This window comes from Actibacterium sp. EMB200-NS6 (assembly GCF_001305615.1).
GTDB lineage: Bacteria > Pseudomonadota > Alphaproteobacteria > Rhodobacterales > Rhodobacteraceae > Actibacterium_A > Actibacterium_A naphthalenivorans.
Genome location: NZ_CP010869.1, coordinates 1,794,116 through 1,817,443, shown reverse-complemented (window position 1 = coordinate 1,817,443; position 23,328 = coordinate 1,794,116). Strand labels below are relative to the sequence as shown.

The 23,328-nt window shown below is 65.5% G+C and carries 21 protein-coding genes; 7 read left to right on the top strand and 14 right to left on the bottom strand.

Annotation, left to right across the window (positions count from 1 at the left end; all coding sequences use genetic code 11):
• Nucleotides 1–21 precede the first annotated feature (21 nt).
• The 3 genes from TQ29_RS08870 to hemB all read right to left on the bottom strand — a co-directional run bounded on the left by TQ29_RS08870 (nt 22) and on the right by hemB (nt 4,273).
• Nucleotides 22–2,490, bottom strand: coding sequence for a penicillin acylase family protein (locus TQ29_RS08870; RefSeq protein ID WP_054538855.1), 2,469 nt, complete (start codon nt 2,488–2,490; stop codon nt 22–24).
• Nucleotides 2,491–2,589: 99 nt separating this feature from the next.
• On the bottom strand, nt 2,590–3,150 hold the full coding sequence (locus TQ29_RS08865; RefSeq protein ID WP_037206483.1) for a YSC84-related protein: 561 nt from the start codon (nt 3,148–3,150) through the stop codon (nt 2,590–2,592).
• A gap of 121 nt (nt 3,151–3,271) precedes the next feature.
• Nucleotides 3,272–4,273: a porphobilinogen synthase gene (hemB, locus tag TQ29_RS08860; protein WP_054538854.1), complete on the bottom strand. Its 1,002-nt coding sequence runs from the start codon at nt 4,271–4,273 to the stop codon at nt 3,272–3,274.
• 119 nt (nt 4,274–4,392) lie between these two features.
• On the opposite strand from hemB, the gene TQ29_RS08855 reads away from it, so the two are divergent.
• Complete coding sequence (locus TQ29_RS08855) at nt 4,393–4,920, top strand: hypothetical protein (RefSeq protein WP_054538853.1); 528 nt, start codon at nt 4,393–4,395, stop codon at nt 4,918–4,920.
• A gap of 31 nt (nt 4,921–4,951) precedes the next feature.
• The gene (mfd, locus tag TQ29_RS08850) at nt 4,952–8,419 is read left to right on the top strand and encodes a transcription-repair coupling factor (RefSeq protein ID WP_054538852.1); all 3,468 of its coding nucleotides are present in this window, start codon (nt 4,952–4,954) and stop codon (nt 8,417–8,419) included.
• Between the two features lie 17 nt (nt 8,420–8,436).
• On the opposite strand, the gene TQ29_RS08845 is transcribed toward mfd, so the two are convergent.
• Genes TQ29_RS08845 through TQ29_RS08835 form a run of 3 tightly spaced genes read right to left on the bottom strand, consistent with a single transcriptional unit; the run spans nt 8,437 to nt 11,843 of the window.
• The gene (locus tag TQ29_RS08845) at nt 8,437–9,639 is read right to left on the bottom strand and encodes an MFS transporter (protein ID WP_054538851.1); all 1,203 of its coding nucleotides are present in this window, start codon (nt 9,637–9,639) and stop codon (nt 8,437–8,439) included.
• A gap of 37 nt (nt 9,640–9,676) precedes the next feature.
• Nucleotides 9,677–10,330: a DsbA family oxidoreductase gene (locus TQ29_RS08840; RefSeq protein WP_054538850.1), complete on the bottom strand. Its 654-nt coding sequence runs from the start codon at nt 10,328–10,330 to the stop codon at nt 9,677–9,679.
• The gene (locus TQ29_RS08835; RefSeq protein WP_054538849.1) at nt 10,317–11,843 is read right to left on the bottom strand and encodes a class I adenylate-forming enzyme family protein; all 1,527 of its coding nucleotides are present in this window, start codon (nt 11,841–11,843) and stop codon (nt 10,317–10,319) included. Before TQ29_RS08835 ends, TQ29_RS08840 begins: the two co-directional genes overlap by 14 nt.
• Before the next feature lie 66 nt (nt 11,844–11,909).
• Between TQ29_RS08835 and TQ29_RS08830 the strand changes: the two genes are divergently transcribed.
• On the top strand, nt 11,910–12,533 hold the full coding sequence (locus TQ29_RS08830) for a helix-turn-helix domain-containing protein (protein ID WP_054538848.1): 624 nt from the start codon (nt 11,910–11,912) through the stop codon (nt 12,531–12,533).
• 82 nt (nt 12,534–12,615) lie between these two features.
• Here TQ29_RS08830 and TQ29_RS08825 read toward each other — a convergent pair whose 3' ends face one another.
• Genes TQ29_RS08825 through TQ29_RS08815 form a run of 4 tightly spaced genes read right to left on the bottom strand, consistent with a single transcriptional unit; the run spans nt 12,616 to nt 15,713 of the window.
• The gene (locus tag TQ29_RS08825) at nt 12,616–13,269 is read right to left on the bottom strand and encodes an MIP/aquaporin family protein (RefSeq protein ID WP_054538847.1); all 654 of its coding nucleotides are present in this window, start codon (nt 13,267–13,269) and stop codon (nt 12,616–12,618) included.
• Entirely contained in the window at nt 13,266–13,730 is a 465-nt protein-coding gene (locus tag TQ29_RS08820) for an arsenate reductase ArsC (RefSeq protein ID WP_054538846.1), read from the bottom strand. Before TQ29_RS08820 ends, TQ29_RS08825 begins: the two co-directional genes overlap by 4 nt.
• A 48-nt stretch (nt 13,731–13,778) precedes the next feature.
• Nucleotides 13,779–13,892, bottom strand: a complete 114-nt coding sequence (locus tag TQ29_RS20260; RefSeq protein ID WP_081940122.1) for an entericidin A/B family lipoprotein — start codon at nt 13,890–13,892, stop codon at nt 13,779–13,781.
• Nucleotides 13,893–15,713, bottom strand: coding sequence for an extracellular solute-binding protein (locus TQ29_RS08815; RefSeq protein WP_054538845.1), 1,821 nt, complete (start codon nt 15,711–15,713; stop codon nt 13,893–13,895).
• 345 nt (nt 15,714–16,058) lie between these two features.
• Here TQ29_RS08815 and TQ29_RS08810 point away from each other — a divergent pair, with 345 nt between their 5' ends.
• Both TQ29_RS08810 and TQ29_RS08805 read left to right on the top strand, forming a co-directional pair.
• Nucleotides 16,059–16,832, top strand: coding sequence for a 3-hydroxybutyrate dehydrogenase (locus tag TQ29_RS08810; RefSeq protein WP_054538844.1), 774 nt, complete (start codon nt 16,059–16,061; stop codon nt 16,830–16,832).
• Nucleotides 16,833–16,889: 57 nt separating this feature from the next.
• On the top strand, nt 16,890–17,924 hold the full coding sequence (locus TQ29_RS08805) for a patatin-like phospholipase family protein (RefSeq protein WP_054540383.1): 1,035 nt from the start codon (nt 16,890–16,892) through the stop codon (nt 17,922–17,924).
• On the opposite strand, the gene TQ29_RS08800 is transcribed toward TQ29_RS08805, so the two are convergent.
• From TQ29_RS08800 to TQ29_RS08785, 4 genes are all read right to left on the bottom strand, one after another.
• On the bottom strand, nt 17,909–18,532 hold the full coding sequence (locus TQ29_RS08800; protein WP_037206510.1) for a LysE/ArgO family amino acid transporter: 624 nt from the start codon (nt 18,530–18,532) through the stop codon (nt 17,909–17,911). The genes TQ29_RS08805 and TQ29_RS08800 overlap by 16 nt on opposite strands.
• Before the next feature lie 10 nt (nt 18,533–18,542).
• A complete protein-coding gene (locus TQ29_RS08795; RefSeq protein WP_054538843.1) occupies nt 18,543–19,271 on the bottom strand; it encodes a DUF502 domain-containing protein in 729 nt (242 codons plus the stop codon).
• Nucleotides 19,272–19,358: 87 nt separating this feature from the next.
• The gene (locus TQ29_RS08790) at nt 19,359–20,264 is read right to left on the bottom strand and encodes a pseudouridine-5'-phosphate glycosidase (RefSeq protein ID WP_054538842.1); all 906 of its coding nucleotides are present in this window, start codon (nt 20,262–20,264) and stop codon (nt 19,359–19,361) included.
• Nucleotides 20,261–21,208 carry a PfkB family carbohydrate kinase gene (locus TQ29_RS08785; RefSeq protein WP_054538841.1) on the bottom strand — a complete coding sequence of 316 codons (948 nt, stop codon included), beginning with the start codon at nt 21,206–21,208 and terminating at the stop codon, nt 20,261–20,263. The genes TQ29_RS08790 and TQ29_RS08785 overlap by 4 nt, the downstream gene beginning before the upstream one ends.
• Before the next feature lie 187 nt (nt 21,209–21,395).
• Between TQ29_RS08785 and rpsB the strand changes: the two genes are divergently transcribed.
• Together rpsB and tsf are read left to right on the top strand one after the other, a co-directional pair.
• Entirely contained in the window at nt 21,396–22,184 is a 789-nt protein-coding gene (gene rpsB / locus TQ29_RS08780; RefSeq protein ID WP_037206607.1) for a 30S ribosomal protein S2, read from the top strand.
• Nucleotides 22,185–22,266: 82 nt separating this feature from the next.
• Nucleotides 22,267–23,142, top strand: a complete 876-nt coding sequence (gene tsf / locus TQ29_RS08775; protein WP_054538840.1) for a translation elongation factor Ts — start codon at nt 22,267–22,269, stop codon at nt 23,140–23,142.
• Nucleotides 23,143–23,328: the final 186 nt, after the last annotated feature.

The following is a 23,328-nucleotide window of genomic DNA, read 5'->3' as shown; positions in this document are numbered from 1 at the left end:
CAGGTACTCAAGAACGCCGCCTCAACCGCCCCGGGCCGGGATCAGCCGGGTGATGCCCACGGCGCCGGCGCGGGCCAGATCGGGATCCAGCGACATGGGAACATATTCGCCGCGCCGCCACAGATCACCCAGATCGTCATAGTGGCGTGACAGCGGATGGCCGGACTGGCCGGTCGAGATGATGAAGACCGAACTGTCGGGATCGGCGAAGTCATAGACCCCGCGATAGCCTGCGCCATGCAGATTGGCGAAGGGCGCGGGGCCGGTGCCGCCGGTCAGGCCGCGCTGCAGCGTGTTGTCGCCGCCCGATGTCGACTGGCGGATGTTGACCACCCATTTCAGCAACGGCGTTTCGCCCAGCACCGGATGATCCTGCCGCGCCTGATGGGCATCGCCCCAGCGCAGGCTGTCGAGGTTGGCGCCGTGATGCTCGGCGATCCAGATCAGAGCTTCGTCGAGCGATTGGCGGGCGATGTCGGCGCAGGTTTCGGGCACGGTGGATTGCACCACGTCGCACCACGCCGAGGCGCCATCCACATCGCGGAACACCCGTTCGATGAACAGCGGGTCCAGATGGGTGAAGGCATCGGCCAGCGGCCCCAGATCATCGCGGATCAGCCGCTGCTGCAGATGGCGCATCCAGGCGGCATAGATCAGCGGTTCGGGCATATGCTCGTTCATCTCGCCGTTCCAGTTGGCCAGCAGTTCCAGCGCGTGCTGGCGCCGGCGTTCGGGCGTGCCGTCGGGGGCGGCGTCGCCAGTGAACCACAGATCGCGCGCCACCAGCGGCAGCAGCGCGCGGGCGGTGAAGCTGACCGTGTCGAGCTGCGCCTCGATGAAGCTTTCGCGGGTGTGCACCTCGCGCCGTTCCATCAGCTGCCGCCAGCGCTGAATGCGCTGGGTATCGCCCCAGGCGAAGCTGAGGTGCAGCGGGAAGGGGCGATCGGCGATCTTGTTGTTGGTATTGCCCAGGATGCCGCCCTCGGGGTTCACGAAACGCGGGTTGGCCGCATAGGCATAGCTGCCCGACCAGCGGTTTTCCGGGCGCCAGCCGGGGCTGGGCAGGCGGCCCATCGTCTGGTGCCGCGCGGCCCGGCGCGGCATCGCGCCGACGACCTGCAGCGCGATATTCTCCTTGTCGATCAGCGCCAGGTTCTGCGCCGGCGCCTGCCAGAGCGCACCCGCCTCGAGCGCCTCGTCGACCGACCCGGCCATCATCAGCCGCAGCGCCGCCGTGGGCGATGTATCCTGGCCGCCGAGCGCGGTCCAGGCGATGGAGATGACATGGCCCCTGGGCGTGATCGAACGCAGGTCGTAATGGCCGCCGGGCAGGACGGGGCCGTTCTGGGTCCAGCGCAGGGTGATGGTGACCGGATCGTGATCCTTGACCCTGATGATGGAGCGGCGGGTCTCGAACCGCTTGTAGCCATCGGGGGTCAGGTATTCCTCGGGATGGTCGGGGTTCAGCTTTTCGACATAGACGTCCAGATCATCCAGATAGGTGGTGGTCAGCCCCCAGGCCAGCTTGTCGGACCGGCCAAGCAGCACGGCGGGCGCGCCGGGAATGGTGCCGCCGATCACCCCGCCGCTGGAAAGCTGAAGCCGCGCCAGATACCACAGCGCCGGGGCCGAGAAGCCCAGATGCGGGTCATTGGCCAGCAGCGTGCCGCCGGCGGCCGAGCGCGAGGGCGCGGCGGCCCAGATATTCGACGCGCCGGCCAGATTGCGGGGGCTGACCGGCGACAGCGGGTCGGTGGCAGTGTCCAGCGCGGCAAAGCTGCGCGGCGCATCGGGAAAGAGCGCGGCATAATCGGGCAGGGCAGCCACGCCCGGCCCCGGCACGTCTGGCAGAATGTCGCGCACCCGCTCTTCGGGCAGGGCCAGAGACACGCGGGCACGCAAAACCTCTTGCGCGATAGTATCGGAAACCTCCATCGCCATCAGCTTGCCGATGGCGATGGAATCGGCCGGTTGCCAAAAGGCGATCTCATTGGAAAAAATGAAGAATTCCGGTGCGCCGCGGCCGCGGGCGCCGCGGTTGACCTCGGCGATCCAGGCATTCACGCCGCGCGCGTAGGCCTGCAGCGCCGCTGTGGTGGCGGCATCTTGTACCGCGACCGAGGAGATGGCCGCGCCGTAGAGATCATAGCGGCGCATCAACTCGTCTATCTTGACGGTACGCTCGCCGAAAACCTCGCTCAACCGGCCCTGCGCGGTGCGGCGCAGCATGGTCATCTGCCACAGTCTGTCCTGCGCATGGGCGAAGCCGAGGCCGAAGAACACATCTTCGTCGGTGCTGCCCATGATATGCGGGATGCTGGCGTTGTCGCGCACGATCTCGACCGGGCCGGACAGGCCCGCGATGGCATAGCTGGCGTCGTAGTCAGGCAGCGACCGGGTGGCCAGGTAGTAGACACCCAGCAGCGTCAGGCCGATCAGAACAAGCAGCGAAGCGAAGAGACGCAGAAGCCAGCGAAAGACGGTCGGCATGAGGTTCCCGTTTGTGACGGCCCGAAGGGAGCCTTCAGTTAAACGGCCGGATACGAAGATGCAATGACGGCGCAGCTCCCTCGGGGCCGCCCCGTGCCGTTACGGAATGATGCGCGTGTATTTCGTGCCTTCCAGCGTGGCGCCGACGATCAGGCCGGACTGGCCGAAGACGATGGCGATCACGGGATCGAGCGCCGTCAGCGTTTCGGCGCTGAGGTTGCCGCCCTTGTCGTTCAGCGCATATTCCATGTCCGCGCCCGCCGACCAGCCGGCAGAGCGGCGGAAGGTCGAAAGCGCGTCTTCTGTCATGAAGAACAGCGCATGGGCATATTGCTGGGCGCCGATCTGCAGGCCGACATTGGCCTGGGTGGCCGAATAGTAATCGACGGTGATATTGTCGATCCGCAGCGCGCCCTTGCCGTAGGCGCCGCCAAGAAAGAACCCTGCCTTGGTGATCAGGGGCATCCACAGCACGCCCTGGGCCTTGGCCTCCAGATCGGCGGTGCCGGGATATCTGTTGAACAGATAGTCGCGGGTGCTGTCGACCCGCGCGTCGATGGTCGATGCGCCGGTGGATCCGACGCCATTGCCGCAGGCCGCCGTCAGCGCGGTCGAGGCGCCTGCGGCCATCAGAAAAGATCGGCGGGAAAACATGCTCATGCCTCTGCCCTTTTATATGTTTTGCACTGTCGGCCTTATACGACCATTGACGCAAGTAATAGTGGTTTTTGCCCTGAATGTCATCAGGTCTTGTGGTCAGCGGCGATTTCCCGCACGCCGCCTAGCCCTTGGCGAGCATCCGGGCCGCCGCCGGGGCGAAATAGGTCAGGATGCCGTCGCATCCGGCGCGTTTGAAGGCCAGCAGGCTTTCCATCATCACCTTTTCGCCATCGAGCCAGCCATTCTGCGCCGCCGCCTGCAGCATCGCGTATTCGCCCGACACCTGATAGGCATAGGTGGGCACGCCGAATTCGTCTTTCACCCGGCGGCAGATATCCAGATAGGGCATGCCGGGCTTGACCATCACCATATCGGCCCCCTCCGCCAGATCCCGCTCGATCAGGCGCAGCGCCTCGTTGGAATTGGCAGGGTCCATCTGATAGGTGTTCTTGTCGCCCTTCAGCGCGCCGCTGGCGCCCACCGCATCGCGGAACGGGCCGTAGAAGGCAGAGGCGTATTTCGCCGAATAGCTCAGGATCGCCACATCGGTGTGGCCCGCCGCCTCCAGCGCGCGGCGCATCGCGCCGATGCGCCCGTCCATCATGTCGGAAGGGCCCAGAATGTCCGCCCCCGCATCGGCCTGCGCCAGCGCCATCTTCACCAGCGCCGCGACGGTTTCGTCATTCACGATGATGCCATCGCGCACGATCCCGTCATGGCCGTTGGCGTTATAGGGGTCGAGCGCGATGTCAGTCATCACCGCGATCTGCGGCACCGCCTGCTTGATGGCGCGGATCGCGCGGTTGGAGATGTTTTCGGGATTCCATGCCTCTTCGCACAGCTCTGTCTTCAGCGCGGGGTCTGTATAGGGAAAAATGCAGATCGCCGGGATGCCCAGCCCGGCGGCTTCCTGCGCCGCCGCCACGGCCCTGTCGATGCTCAGCCGGTTGACGCCGGGCATGGAGGCGATGGGCTCCGCCACGCCCTGACCTTCGCGCACGAAGATCGGCCAGATCAGGTCATTCACGCTCAGCGTGTTTTCCCGCACCAGGCCGCGCAGGGCGGCGGATTTGCGGGTTCGCCGCAGGCGTGTGGCGGGAAAGGGGGCAACGGAGGGGCGCATCTTTTCATTCCAAGGCTTGTTTTCCTCTGGGTGACATGCTTTTGCACCCATCTCAAGGGTAGGATTTACCCACGCCCGGGGCTAATCTCCGGCAACAGGCATAGACCGGGGGCAGGCAGTTGGACTGGTATCAGACCGTCTTTGAAGTGATCGACATGCGATCCTTCTCCAACCTGTGGTACTGGATCGCGCTTGCCGTAAGCTGGTCGACCGCATCGCACTGGGTGATCGGGGTGCCCTTTGATCTGGTGCAGCGCGCCGCGCGCAAGGGCGGGCAGGTGGAGACCGATGTGCATGATCTGGTGCGCATCAACGTCAACCGCATTCTCTATATCTCCGGCGTGTCGGGCACATGGCTTCTGGCGATCGTGTCGTTTCTTCTGACGATCCTGGCGGTGCTGGGTTTCTACTACGCGGTCGAATTCTGTCAGGCGGTGTTCCTGCTGGCCTTCCCGATGAGCGTGGTCGGGCTGCTGTCGATCCATACCGCCCGCGCCATCGCCCGCCACGGGCTGGAAGGGCCGCCGCTGTTCGCCCGGCTGCGGCGGCACCGCTTCTATACCCAGGCGATCGGCATGCTCGCGATCCTCGTCACAGCCTTCTGGGGGATGTGGCAGAACCTTTCCATCGGCGCGCTGGGAAATTGACCCGGCGCCCGCGCATGGCTATCTGACGCGCATGTCTCAAAACACCCACATCACCGTCGGCGGCGCGCCGGAAGGCTTCGACGCGAAGCTTCTCGTGCGCGAACTGGAAAGCGCGGGCCGGCCTGTCATCCATGTCGCGCGCGACGACAAGCGGCTTGCGGCGATGCGCGCCGCGCTGGCCTTTTTCGCGCCCGATGCCGTTGTCCTGACCCTGCCGGGGTGGGATTGCCTGCCCTTCGACCGGATGTCGCCCAATGCCGAGGTTTCGGCGGCGCGCATGGCCACGCTGGCGGCGCTGGCGCACGGGGTGCCGGGGCCGTTCATCCTGCTGACCACCCTGTCGGCGGCAACCCAGCGGATGCCGGCGCGGGCGGTGCTGAAAGAGGCGTCGTTCACCGCGCGGGTCGGTCAGCGCGTTGACGAAGCGTCGCTGCGCAACTTCCTGACACGCATGGGGTTTTCACAATCCCCCACGGTGATGGAGCCCGGCGATTTCGCCATTCGCGGCGGCATCATCGACGTGTTTTCGCCGGGCCAGAGCGGGCCGGTGCGGCTGGATCTGTTCGGCGATGTTCTGGACGGCGCGCGGCGGTTCGATCCGGCCACCCAGCGCACCACCGAAAAGCTCTCGGTGGTAGAGCTTGCGCCTGTGTCCGAGGTCATTCTGGACGAGGCCGCGATCACCCGCTTTCGCCAGAATTACCGGATCGAATTCGGCACCGCCGGCAGCGATGATCCGCTCTACGAGGCGATCAGCGCCGGGCGCAAGCATCAGGGGGCCGAACACTGGCTGCCCTTCTTCCATGAAAAGCTGGAAACGCTGTTCGACTATCTGCCCGATGCGCCGGTCTTTCTTGACGATCAGGTCACGCCGTCGCGCCTGAGCCGGTGGGACAGTATCGCCGATCAGTATGATACCCGGCGCGAGGCGATGGGCCAGAAGAACCGGCTTGGCACGGTTTACAAACCCTGCCCGCCGGGGCTGCTCTATCTGGATGACGCCGCATGGGAGGCCGCCGTGGCGGGCCACCGTGTGCTGCGGCTGAACCCGCTGCCACAGGGCACCGGCCCCGGGGTGATCGACGCGGGCGGGCGGATCGGGCGCAATTTCTCACCCGAGAGACAGCTCGAACATGTCAGCCTTTTCAACGCCCTGGCCGATCACATCAAGGCAAAGCGCGAAGATGGCCCTGTTGTCATCGCGTCCTACTCCGAAGGCGCGCGCGAGCGGCTGAACGGGTTGATGGAGGATGAGGGCGTGAAAGACGCCCGGCCGATCACCGACATGCGCGAGGTAACGCCGGGCCGGGGGCTTTATCTGGTGGTCTGGGCCCTGGAACACGGGTTCGAGGCGCCGCAGCTTACCGTGATTTCCGAACAGGACGTGCTGGGCGACCGACTGATCCGCGCCCCGAAGAAACGCAAGCGGGCCGAGAATTTTCTGACAGAGGCGCAATCGCTGTCGCCCGGCGATCTGGTGGTGCATGTCGAACATGGCGTGGGCCGCTACAACGGGCTGGAAACCATCACCGCCATGGGCGCGCCGCATGAATGTATCGCGCTGGAATATGCCGGTGGCGACAGGTTGTTCCTGCCGGTCGAGAATATCGAGCTGCTCAGCCGTTACGGCCACGACGAGGGCTTGCTCGACAAGCTGGGCGGCGGCGCGTGGCAGGCCAAGAAGGCCAAGCTGAAGGAACGCATCCGCCAGATCGCCGACAAGCTGATCCGGGTGGCGGCCGAACGCGCCCTGCGCAAGGCGCCGGTGATGGAGCCGAACCATCACATGTGGGAAGAATTCGCCGCCCGTTTCCCCTATGAGGAGACCGAGGATCAGCTGCGCGCGATCGAGGATGTGCTGACCGATCTCGCCTCGGGCCGCCCGATGGACAGGCTGATCTGCGGCGATGTCGGCTTCGGCAAAACCGAGGTCGCCATGCGCGCGGCCTTTGTCGCGGCGATGTCGGGGGTGCAGGTGGCGGTGATCGCGCCGACCACCCTGCTGGCCCGGCAGCACGCCAAGAGCTTTCGCGAAAGGTTCCGCGGCTTCCCGCTTCAGGTGCGCCAGCTTTCGCGTTTCGTCGGCGCGAAAGAGGCCGCCGCCACCCGCGCCGGGCTGGCTGATGGCACGGTCGATATCTGCATCGGCACCCACGCGCTGCTGGCCAAGAACATCCGGTTCCAGAACCTGGGCCTGCTGATCATCGACGAGGAACAGCATTTCGGCGTCAGCCACAAGGAGCGGCTGAAGCAGATGCGCAGCGATATCCATGTGCTGACCCTGACCGCCACGCCGATTCCGCGCACGCTTCAGATGTCGCTGACCGGGGTGCGCGATCTGTCGATCATCGGCACCCCGCCGGTGGACCGGCTGTCGATCCGCACCTATGTGTCGGAATTCGATGCCGTGACGGTGCGCGAGGCGCTGCTGCGCGAGCATTACCGGGGCGGGCAGAGCTTTTACGTGGTGCCGCGCATTTCCGACCTGCCCGAGATCGAGGAGTTCCTGCGCGAACAGGTGCCCGAAATCACCTTCGTCACCGCCCATGGCCAGATGGCGGCGGGCGAGCTGGATGACCGGATGAATGCGTTTTACGACGGCAAGTATGACGTGCTGCTGGCCACCACGATCGTCGAAAGCGGGCTCGACATTCCCACCGCCAACACGATGGTGGTGCACCGGGCCGACATGTTCGGGCTGGCGCAGCTCTACCAGATCCGAGGCCGGGTGGGGCGCAGCAAAACCCGCGCCTATGCCTATCTGACGACCAAGCCGCGCGCACCGCTGACGCCGAATGCGGAAAAGCGCCTGCGGGTTCTGGGCAGCCTCGATACGCTGGGCGCCGGGTTCACGCTGGCCAGCCAGGATCTGGACATTCGCGGCGCCGGCAATCTGGTGGGCGAAGAGCAATCGGGCCATGTGCGCGAAGTGGGGTTCGAGCTTTATCAATCGATGCTGGAAGAGGCGATTTCCAAGATCCGCTCGGGCGAGCTGGAGGGGTTGAGCGAGGGCGACGATCAATGGTCGCCGCAGATCAACCTCGGGGTGCCGGTGCTGATCCCCGAGGATTACGTGCCCGATCTGGACGTGCGCCTGGGGCTCTACCGGCGGCTGTCCGGCCTGTCGACCAAGGTCGAGCTGGAGGGCTTCGCCGCCGAACTGATCGACCGGTTCGGGCCGCTGCCGAAAGAGGTGAACACGCTGCTGCTGATCGTGCGGATCAAGGCGATGTGCAAACGCGCAGGCATCACCAAGCTCGACGGCGGGCCCAAGGGCGCCACGATCCAGTTCCACAATGACAAATTCGCCTCGCCCGAGGGTCTCGTTGATTTCATTCAGGCGCAGAAGGGGGCGGCCAAGGTGAAGGACAACAAGATCATCCTGTTGCGCGACTGGCAGAAGGAAAGCGACAAGATCAAGGGCGCCTATGGCATTGCCCGCGATCTGGCCGAAAAGGTGATCGAGAAAAAGAAGAAGGCGAAGGCCGGGGCGGGCTGAGCGCCCGCCCGCGCCGCCTAGTCGTTGGGCAGCCAGAGCATCGCCAGCCGCGCGATCGCGAACGCCAGGAAGATACCGGTGGCCAGAGGCACCGGCGTGCCGTCGAAGGCCAGCCCGACAGGCGCCGCAATCACCACCGACAGCACGGTTGCCACCGCCCCGATGACCGAGGCCGCCATGCCCGCGATATGGCCCAGCGGCTCCATCGCCAGTGCGTTGAGGTTGCCGATGGTCAGGCCCATCGTGCCGAAAACCGCGATCGAAAAGACCACATAGGCCGGAAACTCCGCCCAGTCGGGCCACAGGCCGAACACCAGAAAGATCAGCATGATCGCCGAGCCCGCGGCCACCATATTCAGCGTGTTCCGGATCAGAAAGCGCATGCCGAGGCGGCCCACGAGCTGTGCGTTGGCGACGCTGGCGGTACCGGCGACGATGGCGATGAACCCGAACCAGAGCGGGAAGGTGGCGCTTTTACCAAAGTAAAGATCGAAAATCTGCTGCGTCGAGGAGATCATCATGAACAGCGTTGCGAAGATCAGGGTCTGAACAATGATCGCGATGGTGACAAGACGGCGTGAAAACACCTCTTTCGCCGCTGCGATCAACAGCGCGGCCTGCAGCGGCCGCCGCCGCGCGGGCAGCAGGGTTTCGGGCTGGCGCAGGGAGAACCACCCGACGGACACCACCGAGAACAGCACGAACACCGCGAAGATGCCGCGCCAGCCGGTGAAAAGGATGACGCCCGCGCCCACCGTCGGCGCCAGAGCCGGCAACAGGGTGAAGATCATCATCACGAACGAGGTGATCCGCGCCATATCGCGCCCTGAATAAAGGTCGCGCACCACCGCCAGCGAAACCACACGCGGGCCCGCCGCGCCAAGCCCCTGCAGCACGCGCGCGGCCAGCACCATTTCCAGCGATCCGGCGGCCCAGGCCAGGCACGCCCCGACAATGTAAAGCCCCGCCCCGGCGATGATCACCGGCCGCCGCCCGAAGGCATCGGACAAGGGCCCCGACATCAGCGTACCGATCCCCATGCCGAACACGAAGCTGGTGATGATAAGCTGGGCGCGGTTCAGGTTGCCGGGCGAAAGCTCTTGCCCGATCACGGGCAGGGCGGGCAGCATCGCATCGATGGAAAAGGCGATTGTGGCGAACATCATCGCGATCATGGCGATGAATTCGGTCTGGCCAAGCCGCTGGGTGGGTGCATTCATTGCTGTTTTCTCCGCTTCCGATCTACCGTCGCGCGCCTTATTGTATCGGCGTCCCTTCGGGAGGTATTTCATTGATTTCGTTGATCATCTGCTCCCACAGCGCGCTCGGCTGGGCGCCCACGAGAACATGTTGGTTGGCCAGTATGAAGGTCGGCACGCCATCGACCCCACGCGCGCGCGCATGCGCGTCGCGGGCGGCGATGAGATCGGCATCGGCATCGCCCGCCAGCAGCCGGCGCGCCACGGCACCATCCATTTCCGCCCGCTCGGCGATCTGCGCCAGCACCTCGGTATCGCCGATATCCAGCCCCTTTTCGAAATAGGCTTCGAACAGCAAGGACACGACGGCGGTCTGCCGCCCCTCGATCCCCGCCCAGTGGATCAGCCGGTGCGCGTTCAGGGTGCTGGGCGTTCGTTCGATGGCGGCAAAGTTGATCATCAGCCCGGCCTCTTCGGCGGCTTCGGCGATGCGGGCATAGGTTTTCACGGCGTTCTCCTTGCCGCCGAACTTGGCCTCCAGATAGGTCCGCCTGTCCATGCCTTCGGGCGGCATGCCGGGGTTGAGCTGGAACGGGTGCCATTCGATGATGAAGGGGTGATCGGGATGCGCGGCCAGCGCGCGATCAAGGTTGGCCTTGCCGATATAGCACCAGGGGCAGATCGGATCGGACAGGATGTCAAGCTTCGGCATGCGCGGCCTCCCAGGTTTCGCGCAGCGCGCGGCGGTTGAGTTTGCCGTTCCCGCCCTTTGGCAGAACGTCCATATGCACGTAGAGACGCGGCTGCTTGTACCGCGCCAGCCGGGTTTCGGCATAGGCCTTCAGGGCCGCGTCATCGGTTCTGGTGCCGCTGTAGAAGGCCGCGATCACGGTGGTGTCGGCCTTCACCCTGACCTCCGCCACGGCGACCTCCTGCAGGTTCGGGTGCTGGCAGAGCGCGGCCTCCACCTCCATCGGGGAGACGCGAAAGCCGCCAGCGTTCATCATGTCGTCGGTCCGGCCCAGATAGGTGATCGCGCCATCCTCGGCCATCTCGACCATGTCGCCGGTCAGGAACCATTCGCCGCTGAAACGGGCCTTTGTTTCCTCTTCCGCCTTCCAATAACCCAGCATCAGACCGGGGTCGCGGTTGGAGATGGCCAGTTGCCCGGCCACGCCCCGTTCGACCGGCGTGAAATCGGGGCCAAGCACGGCAATCCGGCGGCCCGGCTGCGGATAGCCCGAGGCCGGAACGGGCGCGGGCCGGGCGGGCGCACCGGAGATGAAGGTGGAACATTCCGACATTCCCAGCGCCTCGTAGATATGGGTGCCGGTGGCCGCGTTCCATGCGCGGCGCGTGGCTTCGGGCAGCTTTTCGCCCGCCGACAACCCGTGGCGCAGCTTCGGCATTTCCGCGTTGATGCCATGTTTGAGCATTTGCCGGTAAACACCCGGCGCGGCGGCGAAAATCGTTGCATCATAGTCGTGCAGAAGCGCCGGCAGCATGGCCGCGTCCACGCCTTCGCCGGGGATCAGCGCGGTGGCGCCCGCCGCCCATGGATCGAGCAGGCCGGTGCCGAGCGTATAGGTCCAGTTGAACGCGCCGGCGTGCAGCAGGCGGTCTTCGGAGGTCAGCCCGTACCAGCCATCCCACATCATGCGCCGGGCCCAGACGGCGCGATGGGCATGTATGACCCCGCGGGGTGATCCGCCGGTGCCGGAGGTGTATATCATATAGGCCGGGCGCGCCGGATCGCCCGGCACATAGCCGCCGGGGGCGGCGGTGAACATCGCCTCCAGCCCGGTCGTGTCGAGCACCGGGGCATCCCCCTCGGGCAGGGCGACGCCGGGACCGGCGATCACCAGCGCCGGTTCGATTTCGCGGGCCAGCCTGGTGATCTCGGGCGTGGTCAGCTGGGCCGAGGTGGGCACCGGCAACAGGCCGGCGGCGATGGCGCCCAGAAAGGCGATGGGAAAGTCCACGGTGTTGCCAAGCCGCAGCAGGATCGGCGCGCCGGGCGCCAGCCCCAGGGCGGTCAGCCCGCCGGCCACGCCGCGCACCGCGGCCTCCAGCCGGGCATAGCTCCATTCCCGGGCGCCGGCAGGGGTGATCACGGCCAGCGCGATCTTGTCGGGCGTCGCCGCCGCCTGCGCAAGCACATAGGCCGCCAGGTTGAACGGTGCGGGGCAGGGCTGCGGAGGGAAAGCGTCATAAAGGGCTTGCATGCGCCCGTGCTATCGCCGCGTCAGGGCAGTTGCAAGCGCGGGGGCTTGAAGCTACATGCACAGGCTATGAGCGATCAGGAACAACCCAGCCTTATCCGTCTGGCCCGCGCCTCTGGCGAGCAGGTGCAGGTGGAACCGTTGAACCTTGGCGCCCGCGTGCGCGAGCTGCGCAACGCCCGCGGCTGGACGCTGGAACAGGCCGCCAATCAGGCCGGGCTGGCGCGATCGACCCTGTCGAAAATCGAGAACGGGCAGATGTCGCCCACCTATGAGGCGCTGAAAAAGCTGGCCGAGGGGCTGGCGATTTCGGTGCCGCAGCTCTTTACCCCGCCGAAAAAGGGCCAGGTGAACGGGCGCATGACCGTGACCAGATCGGGCGAGGGCGCGGCCCATGCCACGACCACCTATGAACATGAGCTGCTGGCCGGGGCGCTGACCAAAAAACAGATGCTGCCCTATCGCGCGCGGATCCGGGCCCGATCGTTCGACGAGTTCGACGGCTGGGTGCGCCATGACGGCGAGGAATTCCTGTATGTGTTGACCGGGGTGATCCGGCTTTACACCGAATTCTACGAGCCGGTGGAGATGCGCCGGGGTGACAGCGCCTATTATGATGCCGCGATGGGGCATAACGTGGTGTCTGTCAGCCAGGAGGATGCGACGATCCTGTGGGTGACATCGCTGAGTTGAGCGGCTGTCGTGCGGGTGATGGGGCCGTGCCGGGGGCTGTCTGCCCCCGGACCCCCGAGGATACTTTCCGAAAGATGAGGGATCAGGCCGGTGCTTCGAAAAGGCGTGGCAGGAGCAGCGCGGCGAGGCCCGTGGCCAGGATCTGGGCCAGGATGAACATCGGTGCATGGGCGGGGGCGATGCCGGCGAATGTGTCTGACAGGCTGCGCGCGAGTGTTACCGCCGGGTTGGCGAAGCTGGTGGAGGCGGTGAACCAGTAGGCGCCGGCGATATAGAGCGCGACGAGGCCGGGTATGGATCGTGGCGCCCTGGCGCGGCCGCCGAAGATCACGAAGAGCAGGCCGAAGGTTGCGACGACCTCTGAGAACCATTGCGCCGGGCCGCCGCGCGCGGTTGTGGAGAGCTGCAGCATGGGCAGTTCGAACATCAGATGCGCGGCCCAGACGCCGAGGATGGCACCGAGGATCTGCGCCAGCACGTAGCGGGCCGCGAGGCCGGAGGCGATGTCGCCGCGCAGGGTGAAGGCCAGCGTCACGGCGGGGTTGAAATGCGCGCCGGAGACCGGGCCGAGCGTGGTGATGATGGCATAGAGCATCGCGCCCGTTGCGATGGCATTGGCCAGAAGCGCGATGGCGGTGTTTCCGTCCGCCAGCGTCTCGCCCATGATGCCCGATCCGACGACCGAGATCAGCAGGAAGGCGGTGCCGAGCCCTTCGGCGAAGAGTTCGCGCCTCATTCCAGTGCCCCTATGCGGGCCAGTTCGGAGGCGGTGATCGCGCCCGGCGAAAGCGCCAGCAGCGCCTCGGCCCGGCGTCGCAGGAGCGTGTAGGCGGCGTTGAAGCCAGCCTCCTGCGCCTCGGGTGGCAGGGCGGCGGGATCGGGCACGCCCCAATGGCAGCGCAGCGGCGCGCCGGGCCAGAACGGACAGGTTTCGGCGGCGGCGGCATCACAGACGGTGATCACCAGATCCATCTGCGGCGCGCCGGGTTCGGCGAAGATATCCCAGCTCTTGGACCGGGCGCGGGCCGTGTCATGGCCGTGTTCCGTCAGCAGGCGCAGCGCCTGCGGGTGGACCGTGCCGCCCGGATGGGAACCGGCCGAAAACGCGGTGACGCCGCCCTGACCGAGGCTGTTGAGGATGCCTTCAAGCAGGATGGAGCGGGCGGAATTCGAAGTGCAGAGCGCCAGGATGTTCATGCCCGTCACGGCTAGGGAATTGCCGTGACGGTTTCATGAAGGCGCGGGTCAGAGCGCGTTCTGAACCGCGCGCGAGCCCGACGAGATGTCTTCGCCGATGCCTTCGATCGTGGCGCAGCCCGCCAGCGCCATCAGAGCGGCCAAAACGATGATCCGTGACATTCAATCCTCCGCATACCACCATATTTCGGGCTGAAACCCGATCCAGTCCCCATACATGGGGATCGTTTCGGGATAATGCAGGTTCTTGCTATGGGCAATATGCGCCGTCGGCGAAAACCAGATCGGGATGACGTAGCGCCCCGTGGTCAGCACCCGGTCGAGCGCACGGGTGGCGGCTTCGAAATCCGTGCCGCTTTGCGCGGTGAGGATCGCCCGGATCATCGCCTCGGCCGCGGGCACCTGCATGCCCATCCAGTTGAGCGTGCCGGGCGTGCTGACACCTTCCGCCCCCCAATAGAGCATCTGTTCGTTGCCGGGGCTGAGCGACTGGCCGCGGATGTAATAGGCCATGTCGAAATCATAGGCCGTGGTGCGCTCTTTGTATTGGGCGCTGTCGACGGCGGTGATTTTGGGAAAGATGCCCAGCCGTTTCAGCGCTTCGGCATAGATGTCGACGATCTGCCGGGTTTCGGTGGCGCCCTGATTCAGCACGATCTCGAAGGTGAAGGGCGTGCCGCCGGCGTTTCTCAGGATCCCGTCATCGGCGACGGACCAGCCGGCCTGTTCCAGAAGCGCCACCGCCTTGCGCAGGTTGCGGCGGTTGGACTGGCTGCCATCGGAGACAGGCAGGCTGTACCCTTCGAGCGCGCCGGGCGGCAAGTCATCGGCGAACGGGGCCAGCAGCGCCTTGACCGGCCCTTCGGCCGGGCCATGCGACATCGCCAGAACCGAGTTCGAGAAATAGGAGGTGATGCGGGGCAGGGCGCCGCCGTTCAGCGTCTGGTTGATGAACTCGAAATTGAACGCGTGGATCAGCGCATCGCGCACGCGCCAGTCGGCGAAGATCGGGTTGCGGGTGTTGAACACAAGCCCGGAGATGCCCGAAGGCCGTTTGTGCGGGATGTCGGATTTGACCACCTCGCCGCTGCGCACGGCGGGGAAATCATAGTTTCCGGCCCATTTGGCGGCGCTGGTTTCGCGGTTGCTGGTGATGACGCCGGCCTTGAACGCCTCGAACATCGCGTTGGCATCGGCGAAGAATTCCAGCCGGATCTCATCGAAGTTGTTGGTGCCGCGGCGCAACGGCAGGTCGTTGCCCCAGTAATCGGGGTTGCGCCGAAGCAGCACGAACCGGCCCGGATCGAAATCGGCCACCACATAGGGCGCGGTGGTGATCGGCACCTCCGTCAGGCCGCTTTGGGCGAAATCCTTGCCCGCCCATTGCGCCTTTTTCAGGATCGGCCGCATGCCGAGGATCAGCGGCAGTTCGCGGTCTTCGGTGTTGAAGGTGAAGCGCAGGGTGCGTTCGCCGACGGCCTCGGCGCGGGCGACCTTTTGCCAGCTGCCGTGATAGCGCGGATGCCCGACGGTGCCGAGCGTTTCGTAGGACCACAGCACATCCTCGACCGTCACCGGCGTGCCGTCGGAGAACCGCGCCTCGGGGCGCAGGGTGAATTCCACCCAATCCCGATTCGGCCCGGTCTCTATCGATTCGGCAAGCAGGCCATAGAGCGTGAAGGGTTCATCCCAGCTTCGGCCCATCAGGCTTTCATAGGCCAGGAACTGCAACTGCCAGGGCACGCGGCCCTTCAGGATGTGCGGATTGAGCGAGTCGAAACGACCCACTTCGCCGGTCACGATGCGCCCGCCTTTGGGCGCGTCAGGGTTCACATAGGGTAGAGACACAAAATCAGGTGGAAGGGCCGGTTCGCCATACATAGCTATGCCATGCCGTGGTTCCGGCCAGGCGGAACCGGTGCATAGAATCAGGACGGACGCAGCCGCGATCAGCCCACGCCATGCGAAAAACATTGATCTCATTTCTGCCACAATCCTCAGGACGCCTGTTTTCGTTGGCCACAAGCCTAGGACCGGTTTCCAAGCTTTTCAAACTTTTAGCTTGGACGACGGCGATTGATTGCGTATAAAGAAGTCACTGCTCGATAGGTTTCTTGCCTGTATGAAACCTGCCTCAATAACTTAACGCCCGCTTCGTGCGGGCGTTTTTTTTTGCTCTTCCGAAATCCGCGCCGCTGAGTCTGAAACGCATCGCCGGCGTTCTGTGCGATGGCGCGGGGATTGGCCCTCGCCAAATTTCCGGGCGTGCTACATATTTCGCCACGGCGGCATTGTTGCCGTCACGGGATCAATACAGGAGGGCGCGATATGTCGCTCAAGGGCAAGACCGCAATCATCACGGGATCGAATTCGGGCATCGGGCTGGGCGTGGCGCAGGAGCTGGCGAAGGCCGGGGCGGATGTGGTGCTGAATTCCTTTACCGACCGGGACGAAGACCATGCGCTGGCGGCGGAACTGGCGCGCGATTACGGCGTGACCGCGCGCTATATCGCGGCCGACATGTCGAAGCCCGAGGAGTGCCGCGCGCTGATCGAAAAGGCGGGGGCCTGCGACATTCTGGTGAACAACGCGGGCATTCAGTTCGTCGCGCCGATCGAGGAATTCCCCGTCGACAAATGGAATGCGATCATCGCGATCAACCTGAGTTCGGCCTTTCACACCACCGCCGCTGCGCTGCCGATGATGCGCGAGGCGGGCTGGGGCCGGGTGGTCAACGTGGCCTCTGCGCACGGGCTGACCGCATCGCCGTTCAAATCGGCCTATGTGGCGGCCAAGCACGGGGTCGTCGGCATGACCAAGACCGTCGCGCTGGAAACCGCGGAAGAGCCGATCACCTGCAACGCCATCTGCCCCGGTTATGTGCTGACGCCGCTGGTCGAGGCGCAGATCCCCGAAACGATGAAGGAATATGGCATGGACCGGGACACCGTGATCCGCGAGGTGATGCTGGCGCGCCAGCCCTCCAGAACCTTCGCCACGACCGAGCAGATCGGCGGCACCGCCGTTTTCCTGTGCTCGGATGCGGCGGCACAGATCACCGGCACCACGATCAGCGTCGATGGTGGCTGGACGGCGCTATAGCGCTTTGCGGGCCGCGCCACTCATTTCGGGAAACAGAACGGGGGCCGGATCTTGGCCGTGAAACGCATCAACCTGGCGCTCCAGGGAGGCGGTGCCCATGGCGCCTTCACCTGGGGGGTGCTGGACCGCATCCTTGACGAGGAAGATATCGAGATTGCCGGCATCACCGGCACCTCCGCCGGCGCCCTGAACGGCGCGGCGCTGAAATCCGGGCTCCTGGCGGGCGGGCGCGCCGGGGCCAAGGAAAACCTGGCCTGGCTTTGGCAGCAGGTCGGCGCGGTGGGTGACATGCGCATGGCGCACTGGATCTACGGGCTTGCCGGACCGGGAACAGAGATCTTCTCGCGCGTGATGGCGAACCCGCTGTCCTATTCGATGATGGATACCGCATCGCGCCTTGTCAGCCCCTATTACTACGGGCCGTTCTACCGGCATCCGCTGGCGCGCGTCGTGGATCAGTTCGATTTCGGGCGGGTGTGCGACCAGCAGGGCCCGCGCCTTTTCGTCTGCGCCACCAATGTGCGCACCGGCAAGCCGCGCATCTTCACCCGTGACGAGATCACCACCGACGCCATCCTGGCCTCGGCCTGCCTGCCGACGGTGTTTCAGGCGGTCGAGATCGAGGATCCGAAAACCGGGCGCAACGAGGTGTACTGGGACGGCGGATATACCGGCAACCCCTCGCTGTTTCCGCTGTTCGACCCCGAGCTTCCCGATGACATCGTGATCGTCAACATCAACCCGATGGAGCGCGACAGCGTGCCGGTCACGCCGCAGGACATTCACAACCGGATCAACGAGGTAAGCTTCAACTCGCCGCTTCTGCGCGACCTGCGTGCGATCGCCTTCGTCAAGCGGCTGCTGGCCGATGGCCGGATCGAACGCGGAACCATGAAGGACACCCTGATTCACATGATCGCCGATGACGATCTCATGCAAAAACTGGATGCCTCGTCAAAACTGATGCCGAACCCCGTTCTTCTGCGCAGCATGCGAGATGCGGGTCACGCCGCGGCCGACCGGTTTCTGACGGAACACAAGGGCGCGCTGAACCACAGCTCGTCGGTGGACATCGTTCAGATGTTTTCCTGAAGCGCCCCGGAAAGAAGCGAGGCCGCGATGGCCCACATCACCGCGCCGACGATCACATCGAAAATCTGCCACGCGCGCGGGCTGCGCATGACCGGGGCCAGCACCCGCGCGCCATAGCCCAGCCCGAAGAAAAATGTGAACGAAGACGCCATCGCCGCGCCGGCAAAGGCGAGTTTCTGCGCGACGGGCTGATACTGGGTCGAGATCGCGCCGATCAGGCCCAGCGTATCGAGATAGACATGCGGGTTCAGCCAGGTGAAGGCCGCGCCCGCCGCCAGCGTCGGCCACAGTCCCGCGGACTGGCCCGAAAGTACCATCGCGTAATCGCCGCGCCAGGCCGCACGGAACCGCAGCGCGCCATAGGCCGCCAGGAACGCCGCGCCGCCAAGCGCCATCAGCCGTGGCAGGCCCGGATAAAGCCCCACGACAGCGCCGAACCCGGCCACGCCCGCCGCGATCAACAGCGCATCTGACAGCGCGCAGAGCAGCGCCAGCCAGAACACATGCGCGCGCAACAGCCCCTGGCGCAGCACGAATGCGTTCTGCGCGCCGATCGCCAGGATCAATGAAAAAGCCGTGAAAAAGCCGGTGGCGGCCGCGCTGATCATGAACCGGACTTCAGCTCTTGACCAGTTCCGGGCGCTGCGCCGTCTTGGCGGCGGCCGCAGGGGTTTTTTCGGTCGGATAGACAAGCCCGGCGGAAATCACCAGCTTGGCGGCGTCCTCGACGCTCATGTCCAGCATGATGACGTTCTTGCTGGGCACGAACAGCAAAAAACCCGAGGTCGGGTTGGGCGTGGTCGGAACGAAGACGCTGATCAGCGCCTCGTCACGCGGGATGCGCCTGTCCACCTCGCCCTTGGTCGTGGTCGAAACGAAGGCGACCGCCCACATCCCTTCGCGCGGGTATTCCACCAGGCAAGCCCGTTCGAACGAGGAATCCGATTGCGCCAGCACGGTTTCGGCAAGCTGTTTCAGCCCGTTGTAGACGGAGCGGACGACCGGCATCCGGTCGACCAGCCCTTCGGCCCAGGCCAGCAACGACCGGCCGATCAGCCCCTTCGCGATCCACCCTACGATCAGGGTGAACAGGAAGAAGAAGATGACGCCGACACCCTGAATGTCGATCCCGATGAAATTTTGCGGATGATATTGCGACGGGACGAAGGGCAGAACGAACCCGTCGACCCAGCCGATCACCGTCCAGACAAGCCAGACGGTGAGGCCGATCGGGGCGATCACCACGAGGCCGGTCAGGAACGAGGCGCGCAGCCCGCCAAGGATGCGCGTATGGCGCCGGCGGATGGGGCCCTCGGCGCGGTCGCGGTCGTCGTCTTTGTCGGACATTTCAGGTGTTTCTTCCATGCTGCATTGCAATCTAGGCACTCGCCCACGGCACTACAACAATGCGCGATCGCGCGCGCGTGTTTTCGTCTAGGCGCCGGTTATTTCCCGGGCAACGGCAGCCGAAAGCCGCGCATTGTTAAGCACCAGCGCGATGTTGGCGGTCAGCGATCGGCCCCCGGTCAGCTCGAATATCCGGTTCAGCAGAAAGGGCGTGACCTCTTTGGCGGCGATACCCTGCGAGTCGCGCAGCGCGGCCTCGATGATCGGCCCGATCTCGGGCGCGGGAATCTCGGCCTCGGGCGGGATCGGGTTGGCCACGAGCTGCCCGCCAGCCAACCCCAGCCGCGCGCGCATCACGTGGGCGGCTGCAATCTCGGCTGGGCTGTCGATCCGCAGCGGCACCGGCAGGCCGGCGCTGCGCGACCAGAAGGCCGGCAGATCGTCGGTGCGGTAGCCGATCACCGGCACGCCCAGCGTTTCCAGCACCTCGAGCGTTTTGGGCAGATCGAGAATCGCCTTGGCCCCTGCGGCCACCACCGTTACCGGGGTCTGCGCCAGTTCCTGCAGATCGGCGGAGATGTCGAAACTGTGCTCGGCGCAGCGGTGCACGCCGCCGATCCCGCCGGTGGCAAAGACGGCGATGCCGGCCAGGCGGGCGCAGATCATGGTGGCGGCGACGGTGGTGGCGCCTGTCCAGCCCTGGGCCAGGCAGGCGGCGATGTCGGCACGGCTGATCTTTTTGGCATCCGTCGTCCGGGCGAGCGCCGACAGCTCGTCGGGCGCCAGCCCGATATGGATGCGCCCGCCCATCAGCGCGATCGTGGCCGGCACCGCGCCCGCGTCGCGCACCGCCGCCTCGACCTGCTGCGCGGTTTCGAGGTTCTGGGGAAAAGGCATGCCATGGGTGATGATCGTGCTTTCCAGCGCAACGACGGCGCGGTTTTCGGCACGGGCGGCGGCCACCTCGGCGGAAAAGGTCAGGGGGGCGGTCATTCAGGGATCCTTTCGGAAATGTGATGTGCGGCGGCGGCGAGCGCGGCGGTTACGGCCTCTTCGGGCCCGGCCCCGCGCAGCTCCGCCGCGATATGGGCCGCGACGAACGTGTCGCCCGCGCCGGTGACGCGCGCCACGCGCACGGGCGGCGGTGTGAAACAGGCCAAACCGGCGGCGGTGCCCAGGGTGACATCGCCGCCGCCATCGGTGACCAGCACCCGGTGCGCCCCGCGTGCCAGAAGGGCCGCCGCAGCCGCGCGCGCGGTGTCGAAGCTGGCGGCGCAGATGCGGGCAGCCTCTTGCCGGTTCAGATAGAGCGTGGCGGCGGGATGCCCGAGCATGGGCGCGATCCGCTCTGCCTTGGCGCCCGAGGCGGCGGCGACGCGCAGCTCGGCGCAGGCAAACAGCGGGCTTTGCGCGATTTCACGGATGACGGACGCGCCAAGGTTGCCATCCAGCACGATCACGCCGGGGTAGGGGGCGGAGACCTGGCCCAGCCGCCCGTCGGCGAGCGGCGCCAGGATGTCCCGCCCGGCGGCGTCGAGCGCACGGGCATCGGCGATGGCCGCGATCAGCCCGTTGGCGCCTTCGACCGCCATGTAGCGGCCGGTGGGCAGATCGGCCGCGCGGCGCAGGAAGCCGGTTTCGATCCCGAACGCGGCGCAGGCGGCGCACAGCGCGCGGCCTTCCGCATCGTCGCCGATGGCGGAGAGAAGGGCGGGGGCGAGCCCGTGGGTGCACAGGGCCCGCGCGATGTTCAACGCCACGCCGCCGGGGCGCCGGGTGATGCGGCCCGGCAGATCGTCGCCCGGATGCACCGGCCCGTCGGCATGGCCGATCAGATCCCAAAGGACGGCTCCGATACACAGGATTGCGGGCTGGGTGGTCATGCCGGGGTTTTGACCGGGCGGCGCGCCGCTGGCAAGCGCGGGATGAAGATTCATGCCTCCGGCGGGGATATTTGCGGAAAGATGAAGGGGCAGGGGTTGCAACAGGCGGGGAGGAGGGGTAAACGCGCGCTACTTCACAGGCGGGGTTGGGCCCTGCGGGGAGACATCCCGCAAAGGTCCGCCGGTTGGGCATATGCCCTTAGAACCCCGCTCAGGCGCAAACCGGAAAAGGAAAATGGACATGGCGCTTCCCGATTTCACCATGCGTCAGCTGCTTGAAGCTGGCGTACACTACGGCCACCAGACGCAACGCTGGAACCCCCGCATGGGCGAGTTCATCTATGGCGAGCGCAACGGCATTCACATCATCGACCTGACGCAGACGGTTCCGATGCTGGACGCCGCGCTGAACGTGGTGCGCGAGACCGTGGCCAAGAATGGCCGCATCCTGTTTGTCGGCACCAAGCGGCAGGCGCAGAAACCGGTGGCCGAAGCCGCCGAGAAATGCGCGCAATATTACATGAACCACCGCTGGCTGGGCGGCACGCTGACCAACTGGAAAACCGTTTCCCAGTCGATCCAGCGTCTGAAGGCGATCGACGAGCAGATGGAAATCGGCTTCGAGGGCCTGACCAAGAAAGAACGTCTTGGCATGGAGCGCGAGCAGGCCAAGCTGCAGGCCAGCCTGGGCGGGATCCGCGAAATGGGCGGTGTGCCCGATCTTCTGTTCGTCATCGACGTCAAGAAAGAGGATCTGGCGATCGCCGAAGCCAAGAAGCTGGGTATTCCGGTTGTGGCCGTGGTCGATACCAACTGTTCGCCCGATGGCGTGGATTACATCATTCCGGGCAATGACGACGCGGCCCGCGCCATCTCGCTTTACTGCGATCTGGTGTCGCGCGCGGCGCTGGACGGCATGACCGCCCAGATGGATGCCGCCGGCGTCGACCTCGGCGCGCTGGAAGAAGCGCCTGTCGAGGAGCTTCTGGCCGAAGAAGCCACCGAAGAACAGGCCCCGGCCGAAGCGTAAGCCGCTTCTGTCACGGAACTGATACCGGGCGCGGGTATGGCCGCGTCCGGGAACCCGAAGACTTCTATCGAGGAGAGCCGACATGGCAATCACCGCTGCACTGGTGAAAGAGCTGCGCGACACGACCGGCGCGGGCATGATGGACGCGAAAAAAGCGCTGACCGAAACCGATGGCGACATGGAAGCCGCCATCGACTGGCTGCGCACCAAGGGCCTGGCGAAAGCCGCCAAGAAATCCGGCCGCACCGCCGCCGAGGGCCTGGTGGCCGTCAAGGTCGAGGGTGGCAAGGGCATCGCCGTCGAGGTGAATTCCGAGACCGATTTCGTCGGCAAGAATGCCGAGTTCCAGGAGATGGTCGGCAAGATCGCCGGCGCGGCTGTGGCCGTGGATGATCTGGACGCGCTGAAAGCGGCCGATCTGGGCGGCAAGACCGTTGAAGAGGTCATCACCGCCAAGATCGCCACCATCGGTGAAAACATGTCGCTGCGCCGCATGGCCGTGCTGGAAGGCGAGACCGTAGTGTCTTATGTGCACAATGCCGCGACCGAGGGCATGGGCAAGATCGGCGTGCTGGTCGCGCTGAAGGGCGACAACGAGGCCTTCGGCCGCCAGGTTGCCATGCATGTGGCCGCAGTGAACCCGGCCTCGCTGGGCGAGGCGGATCTGGACCCCGAGCTGGTGGCGCGAGAAAAGGCCATCCTGACCGAGCAGGCCCGCGAAAGCGGCAAGCCCGAGCAGGTGATCGAGAAGATGATCGAAGGCCGGATGAAGAAGTTCCTGTCCGAGGTCACGCTTCTGGGCCAGTCCTTCGTGATCAACCCCGATCTGACCGTGGCCCAGGCCGCGGCGGAAGCCGGCGTTGAAGTTACCGGTTTCGTGCGCCTGGAAGTGGGCGAGGGGATCGAGAAGGAAACCGAAGATTTCGCTGCGGAAGTGGCGAAGGCCGCTCAGGGCTGACATTCGGCAAGAAATGAAACGGTGCAGCCGGGCGGGGCTGCACCGTCCATGAAATCGCGCCTCGTCGTTTGGGGAAGCGGACAAGGCACGATCTGAGTGTCGGCCCCACCGGCGGACTATACACCGGCGGACCGACGATCCGGTTACCCGGACAGAGAAGATGACCAGCGAAATTACGCGTCACCC